The sequence below is a fragment of the Paenibacillus sp. TC-CSREp1 genome, assembly GCF_050171015.1.
GTDB lineage: Bacteria > Bacillota > Bacilli > Paenibacillales > Paenibacillaceae > Paenibacillus > Paenibacillus silvae.
Map to the genome: position 1 here is coordinate 17,330 of NZ_JBNOKM010000001.1, position 19,240 is coordinate 36,569.

16 protein-coding genes are annotated in these 19,240 nt (G+C 45.9%); 1 reads left to right on the forward strand and 15 read right to left on the reverse strand.

Annotated features, from left to right (window positions below; genetic code table 11):
* Positions 1-117: 117 nt before the first annotated feature.
* The 3 genes from ACQSGY_RS00110 to ACQSGY_RS00120 form a co-directional block, all read right to left on the reverse strand.
* A complete protein-coding gene (locus ACQSGY_RS00110) occupies positions 118-1,155 on the reverse strand; it encodes an NAD(P)/FAD-dependent oxidoreductase (protein ID WP_427050229.1) in 1,038 nt (345 codons plus the stop codon).
* Positions 1,156-1,302: 147 nt separating this feature from the next.
* Positions 1,303-3,276, reverse strand: a complete 1,974-nt coding sequence (locus tag ACQSGY_RS00115) for an AraC family transcriptional regulator (protein ID WP_427050230.1) — start codon at positions 3,274-3,276, stop codon at positions 1,303-1,305.
* A gap of 183 nt (positions 3,277-3,459) precedes the next feature.
* Positions 3,460-5,412: an AraC family transcriptional regulator gene (locus tag ACQSGY_RS00120; RefSeq protein ID WP_427050231.1), complete on the reverse strand. Its 1,953-nt coding sequence runs from the start codon at positions 5,410-5,412 to the stop codon at positions 3,460-3,462.
* 343 nt (positions 5,413-5,755) lie between these two features.
* Here ACQSGY_RS00120 and ACQSGY_RS00125 point away from each other — a divergent pair, with 343 nt between their 5' ends.
* Complete coding sequence (locus ACQSGY_RS00125) at positions 5,756-6,055, forward strand: hypothetical protein (RefSeq protein WP_427050232.1); 300 nt, start codon at positions 5,756-5,758, stop codon at positions 6,053-6,055.
* A 78-nt stretch (positions 6,056-6,133) separates the two neighbouring features.
* Here ACQSGY_RS00125 and ACQSGY_RS00130 read toward each other — a convergent pair whose 3' ends face one another.
* From ACQSGY_RS00130 to folD, 12 genes are all read right to left on the reverse strand, one after another.
* The gene (locus tag ACQSGY_RS00130) at positions 6,134-7,093 is read right to left on the reverse strand and encodes a GGDEF domain-containing protein (RefSeq protein ID WP_427050234.1); all 960 of its coding nucleotides are present in this window, start codon (positions 7,091-7,093) and stop codon (positions 6,134-6,136) included.
* Between the two features lie 290 nt (positions 7,094-7,383).
* Entirely contained in the window at positions 7,384-8,205 is an 822-nt protein-coding gene (spo0A, locus tag ACQSGY_RS00135; RefSeq protein ID WP_111269638.1) for a sporulation transcription factor Spo0A, read from the reverse strand.
* Between the two features lie 195 nt (positions 8,206-8,400).
* Complete coding sequence (spoIVB, locus tag ACQSGY_RS00140) at positions 8,401-9,729, reverse strand: SpoIVB peptidase (protein ID WP_427050235.1); 1,329 nt, start codon at positions 9,727-9,729, stop codon at positions 8,401-8,403.
* A 120-nt stretch (positions 9,730-9,849) separates the two neighbouring features.
* On the reverse strand, positions 9,850-11,568 hold the full coding sequence (recN, locus tag ACQSGY_RS00145; protein ID WP_184187873.1) for a DNA repair protein RecN: 1,719 nt from the start codon (positions 11,566-11,568) through the stop codon (positions 9,850-9,852).
* Between the two features lie 23 nt (positions 11,569-11,591).
* Positions 11,592-12,041, reverse strand: a complete 450-nt coding sequence (gene ahrC, locus ACQSGY_RS00150; protein WP_111269641.1) for a transcriptional regulator AhrC/ArgR — start codon at positions 12,039-12,041, stop codon at positions 11,592-11,594.
* A gap of 100 nt (positions 12,042-12,141) precedes the next feature.
* A complete protein-coding gene (locus ACQSGY_RS00155; RefSeq protein ID WP_427050236.1) occupies positions 12,142-12,627 on the reverse strand; it encodes a hypothetical protein in 486 nt (161 codons plus the stop codon).
* 85 nt (positions 12,628-12,712) lie between these two features.
* A complete protein-coding gene (locus ACQSGY_RS00160; protein WP_145403917.1) occupies positions 12,713-13,564 on the reverse strand; it encodes a TlyA family RNA methyltransferase in 852 nt (283 codons plus the stop codon).
* A 37-nt stretch (positions 13,565-13,601) separates the two neighbouring features.
* A complete protein-coding gene (dxs, locus tag ACQSGY_RS00165; protein WP_427050237.1) occupies positions 13,602-15,509 on the reverse strand; it encodes a 1-deoxy-D-xylulose-5-phosphate synthase in 1,908 nt (635 codons plus the stop codon).
* A 293-nt stretch (positions 15,510-15,802) separates the two neighbouring features.
* Entirely contained in the window at positions 15,803-16,708 is a 906-nt protein-coding gene (locus ACQSGY_RS00170) for a polyprenyl synthetase family protein (RefSeq protein WP_427050238.1), read from the reverse strand.
* Positions 16,701-16,958, reverse strand: coding sequence for an exodeoxyribonuclease VII small subunit (xseB, locus tag ACQSGY_RS00175; RefSeq protein ID WP_111269645.1), 258 nt, complete (start codon positions 16,956-16,958; stop codon positions 16,701-16,703). The genes ACQSGY_RS00170 and xseB overlap by 8 nt, the downstream gene beginning before the upstream one ends.
* Positions 16,948-18,312 (reverse strand): exodeoxyribonuclease VII large subunit, encoded by a 1,365-nt coding sequence (gene xseA / locus ACQSGY_RS00180; protein ID WP_427050239.1) that lies wholly within the window; start codon positions 18,310-18,312, stop codon positions 16,948-16,950. The genes xseB and xseA overlap by 11 nt, the downstream gene beginning before the upstream one ends.
* Before the next feature lie 10 nt (positions 18,313-18,322).
* Positions 18,323-19,180, reverse strand: coding sequence for a bifunctional methylenetetrahydrofolate dehydrogenase/methenyltetrahydrofolate cyclohydrolase FolD (folD, locus tag ACQSGY_RS00185; protein WP_427050240.1), 858 nt, complete (start codon positions 19,178-19,180; stop codon positions 18,323-18,325).
* Positions 19,181-19,240 lie beyond the last annotated feature (60 nt).

Here is a 19,240-nt window from a genome sequence, read left to right on the forward strand (position 1 = left end):
CCCCTTCTATTTTGTGCAGTCTTATTTTCTTCATACCCGCAGCAGACAAAAAATAACCTCGGGAAATTCCCGAGGTTATCCGTAGTACGAAGTCCATTTCTCAGTGAAAGTGATAAATCATTCCTCTACCACACCGAGTGCTTTGTTTTTCTCTTTAAACCGGCTGTTATGCGAAGAGACGTAAGCAACCTTCTCCGCAGTCGGGTCCAAGTACAGTTTCGCGCTGTTTACTGCCAGAGCTGCATCCGTAAACGTACCCGCAATCAGATATAATTTACTGCCATAATCTACGAAATCTCCTGCTGCAAAAACACCCGGGATATTCGTTTGCAGTCTCTCGGTTGTTCTGACATGCCATTCGCCCAAATCCAATCCCCAATCACGAATCGGACCAAAATCACTCTTCATGCCATGATTAACGATAACTGCATCAACTTCAAGCATCTCTGTCTGTCCATTTTCCATATGGGTGATGGTTACATGTTCGATCATTTCCCCGCTCAAGCTGTGCAGCTTCTCAATCGAGTAAGGTGTCCGCACGTCTACTGACGATTCTTTCATACGCAGCACATTGCGTTCCAGCCCGCCAAAATGATCACGCCGATGTACCACCGTTACTTGCTCGGCAAGGCTCTCCAGCTCATTAGCCCAATCCACAGCTGAATCTCCCCCGCCAGAGATGAGCACCCGTTTACCGCGGAAAGGCTCCAGCTCCTGTACAGTATAATGTAAGTTCGATACCTCGTAGCGATCTGCTCCTTCAAGCTCCAGCTTCGCCATTTTATAAATGCCATAGCCAATTGCTAGAATAACCGTGCGTGTCCAATGTTGTTCCCCGCTTGCCGCTGTGAGAAGAATCGTACCGTCATGCAACCGCTCAAAGCCTTCAATCTGTTGTTCAAATACCAAAGTTGGATCGAAGGTCCGGGCCTGCTGTTCGAGCTGCTTGATTAAATCCTCACACAGGATCGGGGTTACTCCGCCAACGTCCCAAATCATCTTTTCCGGGTAAAAAAGCATACGTCCCCCAAGTCTGTCTCTCGCCTCAATCAGCTTGGTCTTCATATCACGCATACCGCTATAAAAAGCAGAGTACATGCCCGCCGGGCCGCCTCCGATGATGGTTACATCATAAAGCTCCAAATCCTGATTCATCTTTATAGGACCTCCATCCATTCGACTATCATCGATTATGATATTGATTCTCATTATCGTTTAAGTTTAATGGAAATCTGTTGAAATTACAATGGTTATATGATTTTTGCCTCCTGAATAACCTTACGTATACGATTTCCTCTTAATTTAACGCGCTCTTGGAGCAGACAAAAGTTTATCTACGACAAAATCGAGTTGTTTATTGATGGAATAGATGTCCGAATAATAAAAGAAATCAAAATCAATCTCGATCAGACGACCTTCTTTTATTGCCGGAATGCTGTTCCATACAGGGTTATCTGTTAGATTGTCTGCCCCATCATACACAGAGCGAAACACATAGTCACCTACGTATTCCGGAAGAACTTCCATCGAGATTGTAGAACCAGCAGCTTCTGATGCTACATCGATTTTGTCTTGTACTACTTTAGGAGCTTTCATTTCCAGATACTCATAGACTGCCTGAGAACCCCGACCAAATTGCTTGCTCTCCACAACGACCATACCTTTCAGACCGCCTTCAATAATGGAAATGGTCTTGTCCAATATCCCTGCATCTGCAAGTGTTTTCTTGCTCTCCTCCACTTTGCTGTTAAGATCATTAATCAAGACTTCAGCTTCCTTTTCTTTACCAAAGATGCTGGCTATGCTGTGGAGCCGTTCTTCTGTTGTCATTATTTCATATGGAATATACACCGTAGGTGCGATGTTTTTCAAAATGTTATATGTTTCTTCCGACGGGACAATAATCAGGTCTGGATTAAGGTCAATGACCGCTTCAGGGTTCGGTTCGAACCAGGTACCCAGTGAATTCACACCTTCGAGCTCACTCTTGTAAGCAGCCCCGTCGTATACATCTGATGTTGCGATTGGCTTAACTCCAAGTGCAATCACATCACCCTGAAGATACAGCACAACAACCCGTTTTGGATTAGCTGGAACAATAACATCACCTTTTATTGTCGAGACCGTGCGTGTTTCATTATCTTTGTTTACTTGACTTCTCGTATCTGAGGTTACTGCCTGATTGCCGCTGTTGGAATTCGCACCTGTGCTTTCACCGGCAGATCGAGTAGCAGCTGTCCCCGAAGAACAGGCCGCAAGGAGCATCGTTAAACTCAACAACGCAATCATGATCATGCTGGCGCTGGTTTTTTTACTTTTCATTGGTGTAGACCCTCCGTCTTTATATTGATAATGATTATCATAATCAATATATCCCGACTTCAATGTCCAGCCAATGGACGATTCGGATAAATGCAATGGACGATCTTCAGTTCGTGCTTCTTTCCTCATCTTCTTTTGATAAAGGCTTGGAGACATGCCTACATTTTTCTTGAAGATACGGCTGAAGTAGTACACGTCCGAATAACCAACCTCTGCTGCGATATCGCCGAGCGTTGCATCAGAGCGCACAAGTAAATCCCGAGCCTTGCCAATTCGTGTCTGTATTAAGTAATCGATGGGACTATACCCCGTCTTTCTTTTGAATCGCATCGATAAATGACGAGAGCTATAATTAAATTGCTCTGCTAGCAAATCAAGTGTAACCTGTTCTCTGTAATGATTCTGGATGTAACGAATGGTTTGTTTTACCGGGTCCGCAAGTTCTGTTTGAACCTCCTGTGCATACAGTTGAACCATCAACTCATGAATGAACTGATAAAACAAACTTTTAGTATGAAGCAGATCTAATTGGGTTGACTGCGCCCATGCTTTCTCCATCTCACTAAGATATCGTAACAGTCCCAGTGGACTACTCGGTGTAAACCCATACTGCAAGGAGAACGGTGCAGCCTGAGGCTGTGCCAATAACATTTTATTTCGAAAACGAGGAAAAGCAAGGAAGGCCCTGTAATAAAGCAGAATATATTCAAAATCTGCATTGGCTTGGATATCCAGTGAAGCTCCTTTCGCTCCATGAAGCATGTAAAATCGCTCCGCCTGGTGTTCTTGTCCATCCAATTGAAGTTGAGCAGATCCCCGAATCGTATATATAAATCCATTTGCCGGAAGTGAATAGGAACTCAGTTGTGCTCCTGTCTCCATAACGATTCGGCGGATATCCAGAACCTTAACTGCGGCTTGATTCCAGCATTTCATCTGTTCGTCTAATTGCATCAAATACTCTCCAATCCCAGCCTCACCTAAAGACCTTTAATGGTCATCATTCTGCCAAAAATCGATAAGACATATGCCCGCAGAGGTGCACTATAGTCTGTCAATTATAAATGATAATAATTTTCATTATCAACTAAAATTTAAGATGGATTTGGATTGCTTCTCAGCAAGTAATCTTTCCGTTTATTTTTTTCTAGAGATCTTCGTAAACCACGCAGCCAGTTCCTCTGTTTGATCTAATGTAGCAATAGGGTCAAAGTACCATGAACGATCCTTGCTCCATATGAAGACCCGATCATTTTTAACTGCATCCAGTGAACTCCAGACTGCTTTGGTTTTCAAGTCTTCAAGGGTCAGATTATCTGCTGTTAGAATAATATAGTCTCCGACGAATTCCGGAATTGCTTCAGATGAAACTTCAACCAGTTGGTCTTTCATTAAAATCTCTTTTTTATCTGCAGGTGGATTCAAACCAAGCGCACTATAAACTGCCTGACCTCCACGACCAAAATTATCACCAAAAGCCATTGGTGCTTTCTCATCGAACTGCATAACCGACACCTCGGCGGATGCATCAAGCGCTTCACCAACGCGCTTTTTGGCATCTGCAATTCTTGCATCATAATCGGCTAACCAGGCTTTGGATTCTTTTTCTTTATTCAGCACTTCACCGAAGTAGGCAACCTCTTCATGAGTGTCTTTAAATTCACCATATGGAATAACAAGGGTAGGCGCTATTTTGCTAAATGAGTCGTATAGATCAGGATTACCTGTCACAATCAAATCCGGTTCAAGTTCTAACACTTTCTCAAGAGAGATCGTTTCATATTCCCCAATATTTTGAACGCCTTCCAGCGAGTCAATAAAATAAGGATTCTTGAGGTTCAACTCGGGTGTACCCACTGGCTTGATTCCCAGGGCGATGAGGCTTCCCAAATACAAATCAACCACGATCCGTTTGGGTTCATCCGGAATTGTAATACTTCCCTTCATCGTCGAGATTGTACGCACTTTCGATGGCTGGTTTTGATTTTCCGCTGTTACGCTGTTCGTGGAACTATTGCTTCCAGATTTATCCCCGCCTGTACTACTGGTTACACTTGCCGAGCAGGCACTTAGCAGCAATGTGAGGCTGAGCAGAATGCTAAGCATCATTCCCGTTCTAGTCTGTCTGTTCATATGAATTAACCCTCCATGTTTATAGTGATAATGATTATCATCATTACTATAAACATACTTCCTGCCTCGATCTCTGGAAATATCACTTCGCGCCACATCCGATGTCAAATCAGGCCAATGTAAGGGAGCTGAGGTTTTTTCTTTGAATTGCAAAGGAGAAAGACCCGTATGTTTCTTGAACATACGTCCTAAATAATATCCATCAGGGTAACCAATGCCTGCTGCAATCTCATCGAGTGTGGCGTCGGTTTGCAACAGCATCTCTTTGGCTTTGAACAAACGAAACTGAATAAGATAATCGATGGGACTGCTGCCAACCGACTGCTTAAACTTACGTGACAAGCTTCTCGGACTGGTGTTTATCATTTCAGCCAAAGTATGAAGCGTAAGTGGCTGCGCGTAGGAAGATTCTATAATTTTGATGATTTTATCAACCTGTGCTTTAGTACTCAGATCATGATTGGATACAAGAGAAATCTGTGAGGCGATCTGCTGCACAAAGAAATAGAACAAACTCTTGGCCTGAAAATGGTGAACGGGTTTTTGGGAATCCCACAAAAAGTGCATCTGTTTCAAATGCTCATATAACATGGTTGGCCTATCCGGGGAAAAACCAAAATTCATCTGAAACGGATTGGAACGCTCCATTAACTTTTCCAGATAGTTTCTCCCTCCTCTAGGCAGTTCGGCCTTATACATCAAGTAATATAAGCGTAACCCGGATTCTCCGGCTTGAATAACCAGCTTACTCCCCTTTCCTCCATGAAGAACATAAAAACGACTGACATCGTATGTTGCGTTGTCAATTGTCACACCAGCATCACCCTGAAAGGTGAGAATAAAGGTATGTGACGGAAACTTATATTTCATCTCTTCAAATGCTCCACATTCCATATAACGGATATCAGCTATATTCACCGCAGCATAATTCCAGAGTGTGTAATATTCATTCCACATGATGATAATTCTTCTCCTTTTAATAGATTAAGGTGTTACTCTTTATTGATAACCATTATCAGTTATTATGTTAAGGTTCGCAATACAAATCGATGTAACTTATGGCCTGGCAATTATGGCTCACGAATCGCTAATCACATAAAAAACAAGAATCACAATTAAGTAACGATATCGAACAATCTGCGATGGAACCTATTATTAAACACAGTCAAACTTATAATCATTTAGGGAAGATGGTAGGCTTACGTGACCGAATGCAAGGCTCAATTCATACCTTAGAAGGCGAGACAAGGTTTGATCGAATTGTATTGGATAACGATAGGGGAACGATCCTGGGAAGTCCATGATGTTAGAAAATGCTGAAGCGACCGTATTCAAAATGAAAAGGGAGATGGTACAAGAGATACATGCTCAACTGAACAAAGTAGATCAAAAAATTGGAGAATTAACGAAAGAAATTAATGAAGCTACCTCAATTGCTTCGAAAAAGCCTCAATTCAAGGGAAATAATCCAAGTGAGGATAAAAACAGAGTAGAAGTTAAAGAAGAGCGTGTAAAAGATGATCACTCAGATTCTAATACGATTAAAACCCAAGCGAAAGAAACAGGTAATTCTTCATCTTCTATAGATATTCAGATATAATCCTCTTATATGTATACATATCTCATCCATGCCGCTAACTGAAAGTTAGCGGTTTATGGTACTGAGGCTTAATGAAAATCAGGTGACTTTCTCCACGTTCATGTCATTTGCGCAGATAATGCTGCCAATGATGGTTTTACAGCTTTTCTTCACGCGAGTAGCTTCATTGATAATTTGATTAATATCCTCGTAGCGTTGATTCAAGTTGGTGACTACCGCAATAGACACAGATACTAAAGGAATAGGTCGATTCAGCCCAGAACGGCCTTCTCCCATCACATACTGATTACGCCAGTCCTGGTCGTTATAGAAGCTGCGTTTCATTTTCTCAAAACGTGAAATCACCTCTTCACACACCCTCTTATACTCATGATGGCCAAGAATGGCAATAAAATCATCCCCACCGATATGACCAAGGAACGCCTCCGGTCCACCAAAATGCTCGCGCAACAAACTGGCCGTTGCCTGTATAAGCTCGTCTCCCATTTTAAAACCATAACTGTCGTTATACGATTTGAATTGATCAAGGTCAATATACAGTACACTGAATTGGTCCTGTGGAAGCATTTGAACTAATCGATCATCTATAATCCGATTGCCGGGAAGGCCTGTCAAGGGATTCATAAATATAGCCATCTCAGCTCTTACATCTGCCACCGCGAGCAGCAAACGCCGAATGCTTACCGCACCATGGAATCGATCCCCAGATGTTACCAGAACCAGATCATAGAGATCCGCTTCATCACGTTCCATTGCAGCGACACTGACATCCGTGATCTGTTCTGCATAATCCACGACCAGTGCATTCACGTTCATCAACAGCTTCACAGGACGCCCCATGTATAAATTGTAGCCATACTGTGTTCCGATCTGCTGAAAGAACCGTGTTCTCATCATTAAGGATATGCCGTTTTTCGCTGTCACCGCTACACCTTCCAGATTCGGATTGGATTTAAAAAGTTGATAAAGGGCATCACACTTGGTATCTGGCAGTACTACTGGAATCGGTTCAGCAATTTCACCTATTTGAGTAAACAAACTTATCAGCTCCCTTACCGTAGTAGCAACCATGTCACTTTTGATCTATCAGTGGTCACATCGTACCACTTTTTACCTAAAAAAGCGTTAACTACAGGTAAATTTTTTCGAAAATACACCAAGTTTACGCCTGAAATTACATTAAATTAGGTAAAAAGTCATAATGCTGTTCAGAAAACTAAACACCCCTCCAATAAACGCTCAAAGCGAATAATCAGAGAGGTGCTAATCATGAATGTTATTGATTATTATTGTTAACTAATCTTTATTGTTTCTTAATCCCGATCCTTTCAGCTCACTTTATGCTCAATTCTGAGCTTATCTGCGACCATCGCGATGAATTCGCTATTTGTCGGCTTGGACTTGCTGATGTTGATCGTGTAGCCAAACAGATGGCTGATGCTGTCGATATTGCCGCGTGTCCATGCCACTTCAATTGCGTGACGGATCGCACGTTCGACGCGGGATGGCGTCGTTTTGAATTTCTCGGCAATGGCAGGATACAGCGTTTTGGTGATGGCGCCCAAAATTTCGATATTGTTGTACACCATCGTAATGGCTTCCCGCAAATACTGATATCCTTTAATATGCGCAGGAACTCCGATTTCATGTATGATTGACGTGATGCTGGCATCCAGATTTTTGTGTTTGCCCATTGGCACAACGTTAGATTTGTTCATAAACATGGAGGATGAAGATGATGAGCTGCTGCTGGATGACATCGTTGTTTGCGTACCTACCAGCTGACGTACCCGATTCGCAAGCACTTCCATGTCAAATGGCTTCAGAATGTAATAGGAAGCTCCGAGTTGCACAGCACGCTGTGTGATGTTTTCCTGGCCGAATGCGGTGAGCATAATCACTTTAGGCTGCGGGGAGAGATTCAGACTGCGCAGGCGCTCCAGTACACCGAGTCCATCCAGATGAGGCATAATAATATCCAGAATCAATACATCCGGCACATCACGCGTTTGTTCCAGCAATTGCAGCACTTCTTCACCATTGTACGCAATGCCAGTCACTTCCATATCTTCCTGCTCGGATATATATTCGGCAAGCAAATTTGTAAATTCACGGTTATCATCGGCCAGCAATACCTCAATTTTTTGCAAAACGGTATCCTCCTTTTATTTGAAACATCAGTATCGTACATTTCCTTACAGGTTAAATTTTCGACACGTACAATGAAATTCCTTCTGTCGAAAATTATTTTTCTTTATTTTTTTTTCGTATTCCTTTATAATAAATATTTTATTTCAGCATCCGATATAATATGTTTACTTTCGACAAAAAAACCTTAGGGCTGTCTATCCAGCCTTAAGGTTTTTGGATTGTTCCTTTTTCATCATCACACCCGCATCCTGAAGCATCCACTCAATAAAGCATCCATACCCGGACTTCGGATCATTCACAAATACATGTGTCACTGCCCCGATTAGCTTGCCATTCTGCACGATTGGGCTGCCGCTCATGCCTTGAACGATGCCCCCCGTTTTGTCGATCAGCTTTGGATCGGTGATTCGCAGCACAAGCCCTTTTGTAGCTGGCTCTGATTGATCCGCTACATGTACGATATCAATGGCAAAGCGCTCGACCTGTTGTCCTTCTACAACCGTTAAAATTTCAGCTGGTCCTTCCTTTACCTCATGTGAAAACGCAACAGGAATTCCCTGCTTATATAAGCTGTGCTCTGGATTTTGAGACATTTTACCGAAGATGCCAAATGCCGTATTTCTTTCAATATTGCCTAATATTTTGCTTTCTTTAAGAAAATGAGCACGCTTTTCTCCTGGATCACCTGTCTCACTCTTCGCAATAGAGGTCACATTCGATTGAACGATCTGACCACTCCCTACAACGATAGACGTTTGTGTATTCATATCTGTAATTACATGGCCCAGTGCGCCGTATACACCTTGATCAGGTGCATAAAAAGTCAAAGTACCCACACCTGCTGCTGAATCTCGAATGTACAGCCCCAGCCTCCACGCCTTATCTTCTGCATCATAGGCAGGAGTCAATTTGGTCTTGATGGTTTCATCGCCGCGCTTGAGAACGACATCAATGCCTTTGCTCTGCTTGCCTGCAAGCTCCACAGCTTCAGCTACACCCGACACACCATCCAGACGTTTCCCATCCATGTGAGTAATCAAGTCACCTAATTTGATACCCGCAGCTTCGCCTGGAGATTTTCGCTCATCAGCACTGGAACGCACCAGATGATGTCCGACAACCAGAATGCCGGCGGATTTCACTTTTACGCCAATCGTTTGACCCCCGGGAACGACACGCAGATCAGGAATAACCTTGACATTAACGGTTTTGACAGGAATTGTACCCCATAGCTTAAGTGTTAATTTGGCATGCCCCGTTTGTTGAGGATGGAGATGCAGAGGCATTTGCCTCGTTACCTTTAATGCAGACTGTTGATCCAGGCCTACGATATCCGGCCGATCCACAACTGCGCTTGATGCTGCAGGTACTGCCAGCCTGACGTCTGCCTGCCTGCCTGCGAACACCTGCACTTCATCAGGCAGGGAAGCATAACTTTGCATCGGCTGTACAGCCTGGCTGAGTACACATAGAAAGAAGGCAAATAAAAGACCTAGCAATTTTTTCCTGAGGGGGGAATTCAATGGCAGTCACACTCCCTTTGCTTCTTTCGCTTGACGAAAGGTGGTCGCCAATTGCGTACCTATAAGATAACCCTGCCCCCAGGCTTTTATTACTGTCAATCATTACGCCAGTCGTCCGTTTCACCCTTTTTTGGCTTCCGCCAGATTCAGCATTTCCTGTGCATGATGCAGTGTTTTTTCTGTGATTTCCACGCCACCGAGCATACGTGCCAATTCCTTCACTCGACCTTCTTGCGACAACGATTCCACTTGGGTCATCGTACGGCCATCGTACACATGTTTTTCAATCAAATATTGATGATCCGCCATACATGCCACCTGTGGCAAGTGTGTGATGGAGAACACCTGACAGGTAGAGGACAGACGATGCAGCTTCTCCGCAATGGATTGAGCCGCCCGTCCACTGACTCCTGTATCCACCTCATCAAAAATCAAGACCGGAATCCGGTCATGACGAGCGAAAATGCTCTTCATAGCCAGCATAATTCTGGATAACTCTCCGCCCGAAGCAATCTTGCCAAGAGGTCTTAGAGGCTCACCCGGGTTGGGCGAGATCAGAAACTCGGCACTGTCAGCACCTTGGCGGCTAAAGCGTATGCGGCGACCATTCCATTCAATGCCTTTCGGATCCTCTGCCGGTACAATCTGAACACGCAGTGACGTCCGCTCCATCTGCAAGTCCTTGAGTTCGCTCTCGACTTGAGCAGCCAGTTCCTCGGCACATTGCTTGCGCACCTTGCTGAGCTCTTCTGCAGACTCCATCACAAGCACCAGCAGCTTATCCCGCTCGGACCGCAGCTTCTCTAAACGTTCATCTTTGTTTTCAAGCTGGTCTGTTTCATGGCTGATCTGTTCATAATAGTTCAAAATCAGTTCAACACTATCGCCATATTTACGTCTCAGGCCAGAGATCAGGTTCAAGCGCTGCTCCACTTCCTCCAGCCTGCCCGGATTAAATTCGATTCGTTCCCTATAGTCCCGAAGCTGGAACGTCACATCTTCCAGTTGATAAAAAGCAGATTGCAACTGCTCCACAATCGGTTGCAGACCTTTACTGTCGTAGCCTGAAATATCCTCAATACGCGATAAAGCGAGACTGACTGCTTCCAAACCCTTCTGTCCACTAAGCAGTTCATAAGCACCAACAACACTGTCCATCATTTTCTCGCTATGGGATAGTTTGACCCGTTCTTCACCGAGTAATTCATCTTCTCCGCGGGTAAGGCTGGCGGCGGCAATCTCTTCAAGCTGAAAACGGTACATATCCAGTAGCTGATATGCCCGCTGGCTGGATTCTTGAAGTGCCCGCAGTTCCTTCTCTGCGGCGATAAATTTGCTGTAGCGCTCCTGATACTTCGCCTTGACCGGACCAATCACCTCGGAGCCATAGGTATCCAGTAACCCGAGGTGGCTTTCTGCACGCAGCAAGCTCTGATGCTCATGCTGTCCATGAATGTTGATCAGCTTCTCGCCCACTTCCCGCAGCATCGTCAGATTCACCAGCTGTCCATTAATGCGTGACGTGCTCTTGCCCTGCGTATTTAATTCGCGTCGAATGACGAGATGCTCCTCTGGCTCACAATGAATGCCAAGCTGCTCCAGCGTGCTCCACACTGGATGTGTAGGCTCCATCTCAAACAGCGCTTCCATCTCTGCTTTATCACATCCGTACCGAATCAGATCGGCCGAACTTCGTCCCCCCGCGATTAACCCCAAAGCATCTATAATAATGGATTTACCTGCACCGGTTTCCCCGGACAACACATGAAATCCCGGATGAAAGACAACATCCACTTCCTCCACCACGGCAAGATTGCGAATGGATAACGTAACTAACATCTGCAAAAACACCTCCGGCTGAATTAAGCAATATATCCCATGATCCGTTCAATGACCGTGACGCTGTTCTCCTCTGTACGGCAGATGATCAGAATGGTATCATCACCACAGATTGTGCCCATCACTTCAGTCCACTCAATATTATCCAGCAGTGCAGCAATCGAGTTCGCGGTTCCCGGCAAACATTTCATCACCACAAGATTGTTCGTGTGATCAATATGCAGGAAATTATCCACCAGTGCACGCTTGAGCTTTTGAATTGGATTATAACGCTGATCCGTCGGTAATGAGTATTTGTATCGTCCGTCATCCATCGGGATTTTGATCAACAGCAGTTCCTTAATATCCCTTGATACCGTCGCCTGTGTAACCTGAAAACCCGATTGACGCAGCGCTTCAACCAGATCATCCTGGGTTTCTATTTCATTTTGACTAATAATCTCACGAATTTTGATATGTCGTTGTCCTTTCATACATGCCTCCAGTAAAATGTATTGCAATCAAGCGGCATTCCATCACCGCAAGCTGTCCTATGTCATATTTCGAGCATCCTATTTTCAAGCTTATTATATATTAATCCATATCTTCTCCATCATACACGTCTTCCTGATAATCCATAAGCCTGATAACAATAATATCGGAATTTTCAAGGTCCACGTACAGTAAACCTTCACATCCAGGATATAAGAGCAGATAAGAAAGGAAACGGTCCCTAACCGAAGGTCCGCTAAGTTCAAGCGGAAGTCTGCGGCGAGATGTTTTTACTAAATATCTGGCATCCTCACGCTCTGCAACATAATCAATGAACAGCCTGCTGTATAATACGGACTCATCCGCTTCAAAAGCTAAAGGAACCTTCATTTTGCCACCAATGACGTCATACCCATTCTCTTCAAGCAGTTCCAGTGCAGGAGAAGGCTGAATATGTTCATTCAGCTGCAGCTCCGCCAAACTTACCGGAATGGGACGATTCACCCAGCTGCGCAGTCCAAAAACTAACCATACGATCAAACAGACAGCAAATACACCAATTACAATTGTGTCGTATTGCCCGTTCATCACCGCTCACCTCGAAAACATATTCGAGATCAAACCGCAATTTTCCTTTATCCTGAAACATCTTTCCAGCGAAAAGAAACTCATCCTATGATGAGTTTCCCGTGAAAGTATGTGCCGCTTCCTTGGCTACCTGCTCCGCAAGTGCATCAAGTTCAAGTGAAGCCTTGTCGTTCTCTGGTTGTGCGGCCTCTGGTGCTTCCAGTCGCCAATGTGCGAGAAATTCAATGTTACCCTCACCGCCTGTAATGGGAGAGAACGTGAGCCCTTTCAGGGTTAAACCGAGCTGACTGGCAAAATGAAGCATCGTTTGCAATACATCCTTGTGCACCTTCCAATCACGAACAACCCCGGATTTCCCTACCTTGTCTCTCCCAGCTTCGAATTGCGGTTTGATTAATGCCACAATATCTGCCGGTTTCTCCAGCAGTGCTAACAGCGGCGGGAGAATAATCCGCAAGGAAATGAAGGATACATCAATGCTGGCAAAGTTTGGCACAGGTCCAAGCAAATCCTCAGGGGTAACGTAACGGAAGTTCGTCCGTTCCATCACCGTGACCCGCTCGTCGTTTCGTAAGGACCAGTCCAGCTGATTGTACCCGACATCAATAGCATAAACGTGGGATGCACCATGCTGAAGAGCACAATCTGTAAAACCGCCAGTGGAGGAGCCGATATCCAGCATCACGAGCTGATTCATATCCAGACCGAAGTGACGGATCGCTTTTTCGAGCTTTAGACCGCCACGGCCTACATAAGGATGCACCGAGCCTTTGACTTTCAGCTCTGCATCCCTTGGAATTTTCATACCCGCTTTTTCAATCGGCTCGTTATTGGCATATACAAGACCCGCCATAATTGCAGCTTTTGCCTTCTCACGGCTTTCGTAATAGCCCTGCTCCACCAGCAGCACATCTATTCGTTCTTTCGGGAGTGACATGTATTTCTCCTATCATTCTTTTCATTTTAAACTGCAATCAAGATGGAAAGCGTGTTTTGGACATTCCGTACGATGATTGTACGACCATTTTCCGAAGCTCATTACACACATTCTCGACGGTAAGTCCAACTTCCTCACGCTGCTCCTTGATGCTTCCATGCTCGATAAATCGATCCGGAATGCCCATCAGATGCACCTGCACATCATGTATTCCTTGCTCCGCATAGAATTCCAATACCGCACTGCCCATACTGCCCGCTTGGGAAGTTTCCTCAAGCACAATTAACTTTGTGCCCCGCACAGCGAGATCACGGAGCATCTGCTCATCCAGCGGTTTCAGGAAGCGTGCGTTGACTACACCAGCGTTGATGCCTTCACGTTTAATTACTTCCGCTGCTTCCTCGGCGAGCTGCACCATTGAGCCTGAAGCAATGATGGCGTAACCTTCAGCAGGACGCAGCTGTTCCCACGTACCAATCGGAATAGGCACAAGCACCTCGTCCATTGGTACACCAACCACATTGTTACGTGGATAGCGGTAAGCAATCGGACCTTCATTATAATCAAGCGCTGTTTTCATCATATGGCGCAATTCATTCTCATCTTTTGGCATCATCAGTACGATATTCGGAATGTGGCGCATGAACGCAACATCGTATACCCCCTGATGTGTCTCACCATCCGGTCCAACAAAGCCGGCACGGTCGATGGCAAATATAACATTGGCATTATGACGGCAGATGTCGTGCACAATCTGGTCATACGCCCGCTGCATAAATGTGGAGTATACCGCATAGACCGGCTTCAAGCCTTCCATCGCGAGCGCCGCACACATCGTTGCTGCATGCTGCTCGGCAATACCAACATCAATCATTCGATCCGGGTAAGCTTTGCTGAATGGAATAAGACCCGAGCCTGTAGGCATTGCAGGTGTAACTGCAACAATCCGTTGATCCTCTTTGGCAAGCTCAATCAGCGTTTGCCCGAATATCTCGGTATACATAGGCTTGCCAACCGCTTTCAGCACTTGACCCGATTCAATTTTGTAAGGCGATATGCCATGCCACTTATGGGAATCTGCCTCGGCAGGCTGATAACCTTTCCCTTTGGTCGTTAGCACATGCACCAGCACTGGACCGTCCACATTATCGGCCTGTTTGAACGCCTCAATTAATTGAGGAATGTCATGTCCGTCAATCGGTCCCAAATATTTGAACCCCAGTTCTTCAAAAAGCACACCGGGAACCATCATATATTTGACGCTATCTTTGATCCAGCTTGCCGACTTGGCCAGACGATCGCCAATGGCAGGAATTTTTTTGAGCATGCCCTCAACATCATCTTTGGCCTTCAAATAATGACGATCGGAACGAATTTTACTCAAGTATTTATGCATTGCACCTACGTTCGGCGCAATGGACATTTCGTTATCATTCAACACAACCATCAGTTTACGCTGCTCATGACCGATATGATTAAGCGCTTCAAACGCCATGCCCCCGGTCAGTGCACCGTCACCAATAATGGGAATAACCTGATTATCTTCACCCTTCAGATCACGAGCAAGAGCCATGCCCATAGCGGCAGACAATGAAGTGCTGCTGTGACCAGCTTCCCATACGTCATGCTCACTTTCGTTCCGTTTGACAAATCCGCATAATCCATTGTGCTGGCGAAGCGTGTCAAAGCGATCCATCCGACCCGTTAACACCTTATGCACATAAGCCTGATGCCCTACGTCAAAAATCATTTTGTCCTTCGGACTATTATAGCAGTAGTGCAGGGCCACCGTGAGCTCAACCACTCCTAAATTTGGTGCAAGATGCCCGCCTGTAACTGACAGCTTCTCAATGAGAAACTGTCGAATCTCTGCCGACAAAAGGGCAAGATCATCATGGGACATTGCCTTTAGATCACTGGGTTGTTTAATTTGTGGAAGCAGCACGAGAATCTCCCCGCTTTCCTAGAATGTTTGTTTATTTGTTGTATTTCAGCGATATAACGTAATTAAATTTTCAATAACATTCAATCATTATACCATAAAAAAACAAGAATCATAATTTACGGCCTTGCGTCCGATCAGGAGCTACCCGCTACCGATTCATATGCGAAGCTCTGAATTATGTATCCTTGAACTATGAGAAAAGAGGCTTTTACTGGCTGGCATGAAAAGGCCATTACATTCATTACACCAAGCATTTCTCATTGAATCAGTAACATTCATGCTATTGTCACGAATTAATGATCACGACTCATCAAGTAATCAGCAATCTCCATTAACCTTGAAGCATCAGGCAGTTCCGCACGTTCAAGAGCATCCTTGGCTGATTGTGTGAGCGACTTCACTTCTGCAATAGAGGCTTCCATGCCAATAAAGTACGGGTAGGTAACCTTCTGCTGATTCACGTCACTTTGTGTTTTTTTGCCCATCTTCTGCTCATCACCCGTCAGATCAAGAATATCATCCTGAATCTGGAATGCCAGGCCGAGGTCACGTCCAAACACTCGCAGCGCTTCAAGCTGACCTTCTGTTGCCCCGCCGATCCGTGCGCCTGCAAGGAGTGAAAAGACAATCAGGTCTCCTGTTTTATGCAAATGAATGTACTGGAGCTGCGACAAATCGGTCATGCCCTGCTCGCCTTCCATATCGGCCACCTGACCACCGACCATACCTCTGGCTCCCGCAAGCTCTGCCAGGTCCTCTACAATGGACAATAAAGCATCTGCTCTCACTCCGCTTTGACGCCCCGCCTGAACAATACTGTAAAAAGCATGCGTCAACAGAGCATCTCCTGCAAGAATAGCTGTTGCCTCACCAAAAACTTTGTGATTCGTTAATTTTCCCCTGCGATAGTCATCATTATCCATAGCAGGCAGGTCATCGTGGATCAAGGAATACGTATGAACCATCTCCACGGCGCAGGCTGCCGGCATCGCAGCTTTACGCTCCGCACCGAAGGCTTCCGCCGCAGCAACGACCAGAAGAGGACGAAGGCGTTTGCCTCCGGCCATCAAAGAATACTGCATCGCTTCCGTCAGCGAACGCGGCACATCCCAGTGCTCGGGAACAATATGCTGTAGCGCCTCGGTAACCTCACCAGTAATCTCCTTAAGATATTCATCGAATGAAACACGGTTACTCATGAAGCTCACCGCTCTCATCATCCGCCGTACCAAAAGGCTTCTTGCGAAGCTCCCCATCTTCTTCTACGATCATCTCGATCTTGCGTTCCACTTGTTCGAGCTTCAGACCACACAACTGGGACAGTTTCATCCCACGCTGAAACAGATCAATTGCCTGCTCAAGAGGAACATCCCCATGCTCCAACTGACCCACGATGTCTTCCAACGCTGCCATTGCCTCTTCAAAATTCAGTTCCGGTTCATTTGCCATGGATGTTGTCGTCCTCCTTCATTCCCCAAACCTGACAGTCGAGCTGCCCGTCCGCTAATTTAATCTTAACCGAATCTCCCGGCTGCACATCTTTTAAAGATTTGATCAATCGCTGCTCATGCTCGTCATACACAAGACTATAACCGCGAGACATTACTTTTAAAGGGCTAAGTGCATCAAGATGCCGAACGGATGATTTCCATTGCTGCTGCTTGCTGCGTGTGATCGATCTCATCGCCAGTTCAAGCTGTTTGCGAGCTGCCGCATGATCACGACGCGCTGAATTCACCTGTTCCCGAGGATTAAAACGCTGTAGCGCTGCACGCAGGCGTTCCTGCTTCTCCACGGTCCACCTCATGCGTGTATCCACACTGCGCTGCAAGCGCTGCTGCAGCATATCGAGACGCTCTGTGTGCTGCATTAACGTCCTGCGCGGATGCACCAGCACTGGAGAGCGCTGCAAGCGAGTCAGCCGTTCCCTATGATATACAGCACGCTGCTTTAGACTATTTTGCAGTTGCCGCTGTCTCTGAGCGATCTGTTCCAGCAGTTCTGCCCGATTCGGTACAGCGAGCTCCGCTGCCGCCGTTGGTGTCGCAGCGCGTAAATCCGCGGCAAAGTCTGCAATGGTGAAGTCCGTTTCATGCCCGACTGCCGAGATGACCGGAATGGCAGAAGCAGCGATGGCGCGAGCAACCATCTCTTCGTTGAATGCCCACAGCTCCTCCAGTGATCCGCCTCCCCGCCCTACAATCAGCACATCTGCTTCCTTCATAAAGTTTAAGTTCTGAATCGCTTTGACAATGGAAGGTGCGGCGCCCTTTCCTTGAACAAGCACGGGGTATAACACCACTCTGGCAGACGGGTATCTCCGCTGGAGTGTAATCATGATATCACGTACAGCCGCACCTGTAGGCGAAGTGACAACACCGATCGTTTGCGGGTAGCGCGGAATAGGTCTTTTACGAGCGGCAGAAAAAAGCCCTTCCTCATCCAGCTTTTTTTTCAGCTGCTCATAAGCCAGATACAGACTGCCTATGCCATCCGGCTGCATATGTGTGGCGTAGAACTGGTACTGACCATCCCGTTCATATACCGAAACATTACCACGAGCAATAACCCTTGCACCCTCCTTCGGTACAAAGGGCAATCGCTGATTATGAGAAGCAAACATAATCGATTTGATTCGGCTTTCCTTATCCTTCAACGTAAAATACATGTGGCCGCTGGAGTGATGCGTGAAATTGGAGATCTCTCCGCGCAGCCAGACGTCCGACAGAACCTGATCCGATTCCAGCTTCATTCGAATATAACGGTTCAGGTCCTTAATTGAATAGATTTTCTGCTCTGCCACAGACAAATACCTAAGCCAGTCCGTGAGCGCGTTTGGCCGCGATCAGCGTGTTCTGCATCAGCATCGTAATCGTCATTGGGCCAACGCCGCCAGGGACAGGTGTAATTGGGCCAGAGACCTCTTTAACACTTTCAAAGTCTACATCACCTGCGAGTTTTCCATTATCCAACCGATTCATACCGACATCAATGACTACTGCACCCGGTTTAACGTATTCTGCGTCAACAAAGTTCGCACGACCGATAGCGACAACAAGAATGTCTGCCTGACGTGTAATCTCTTTCATGTTGGCTGTACGGGAATGACACATCGTTACCGTCGCATTTTCACGCTGCAGGAGCAGAGATACCGGCTTGCCGACAATGTTGCTGCGACCGATTACGACCGCATGTTTACCAGACATTTCAATTCCAGTGCGTTTGATCAGTTCGATCACACCAGCCGGAGTGCATGGCAACAAGCTGTCATCACCGATGACCAGATTACCAACATTAACAGGGTGGAAGCCGTCTACATCTTTCTCTACAGCGATCGCATCAATGACTGCCTTTTCCTCAATGTGTCCCGGGAGCGGGAGCTGCACCAGAATCCCATTAATGGATTGCTGTTTGTTAAGCTTGTCCACCAGAGCAAGCAACTCCGCTTGAGACGTGCTCGCATCCAAACGATGCACTTCGGAATAAAAACCGAGGTCATGACATGCTTTTTCCTTGTTACGAACATACACCTGAGATGCCGGATCTTCACCAACGAGCACAACGGCCAGACCAGGTACTACCCCCTGTTCGCTAAGCCGTTTCACTTCTGCCGTCATGCTTGCGCGGAGCTCTTGGGATACTTCTTTGCCGTTAATAATAGATGCTGTCATTGTACTCTCTCCCCTATATGAACATATATTAGATAAAACGATCTGGATGTAATCTCAAAA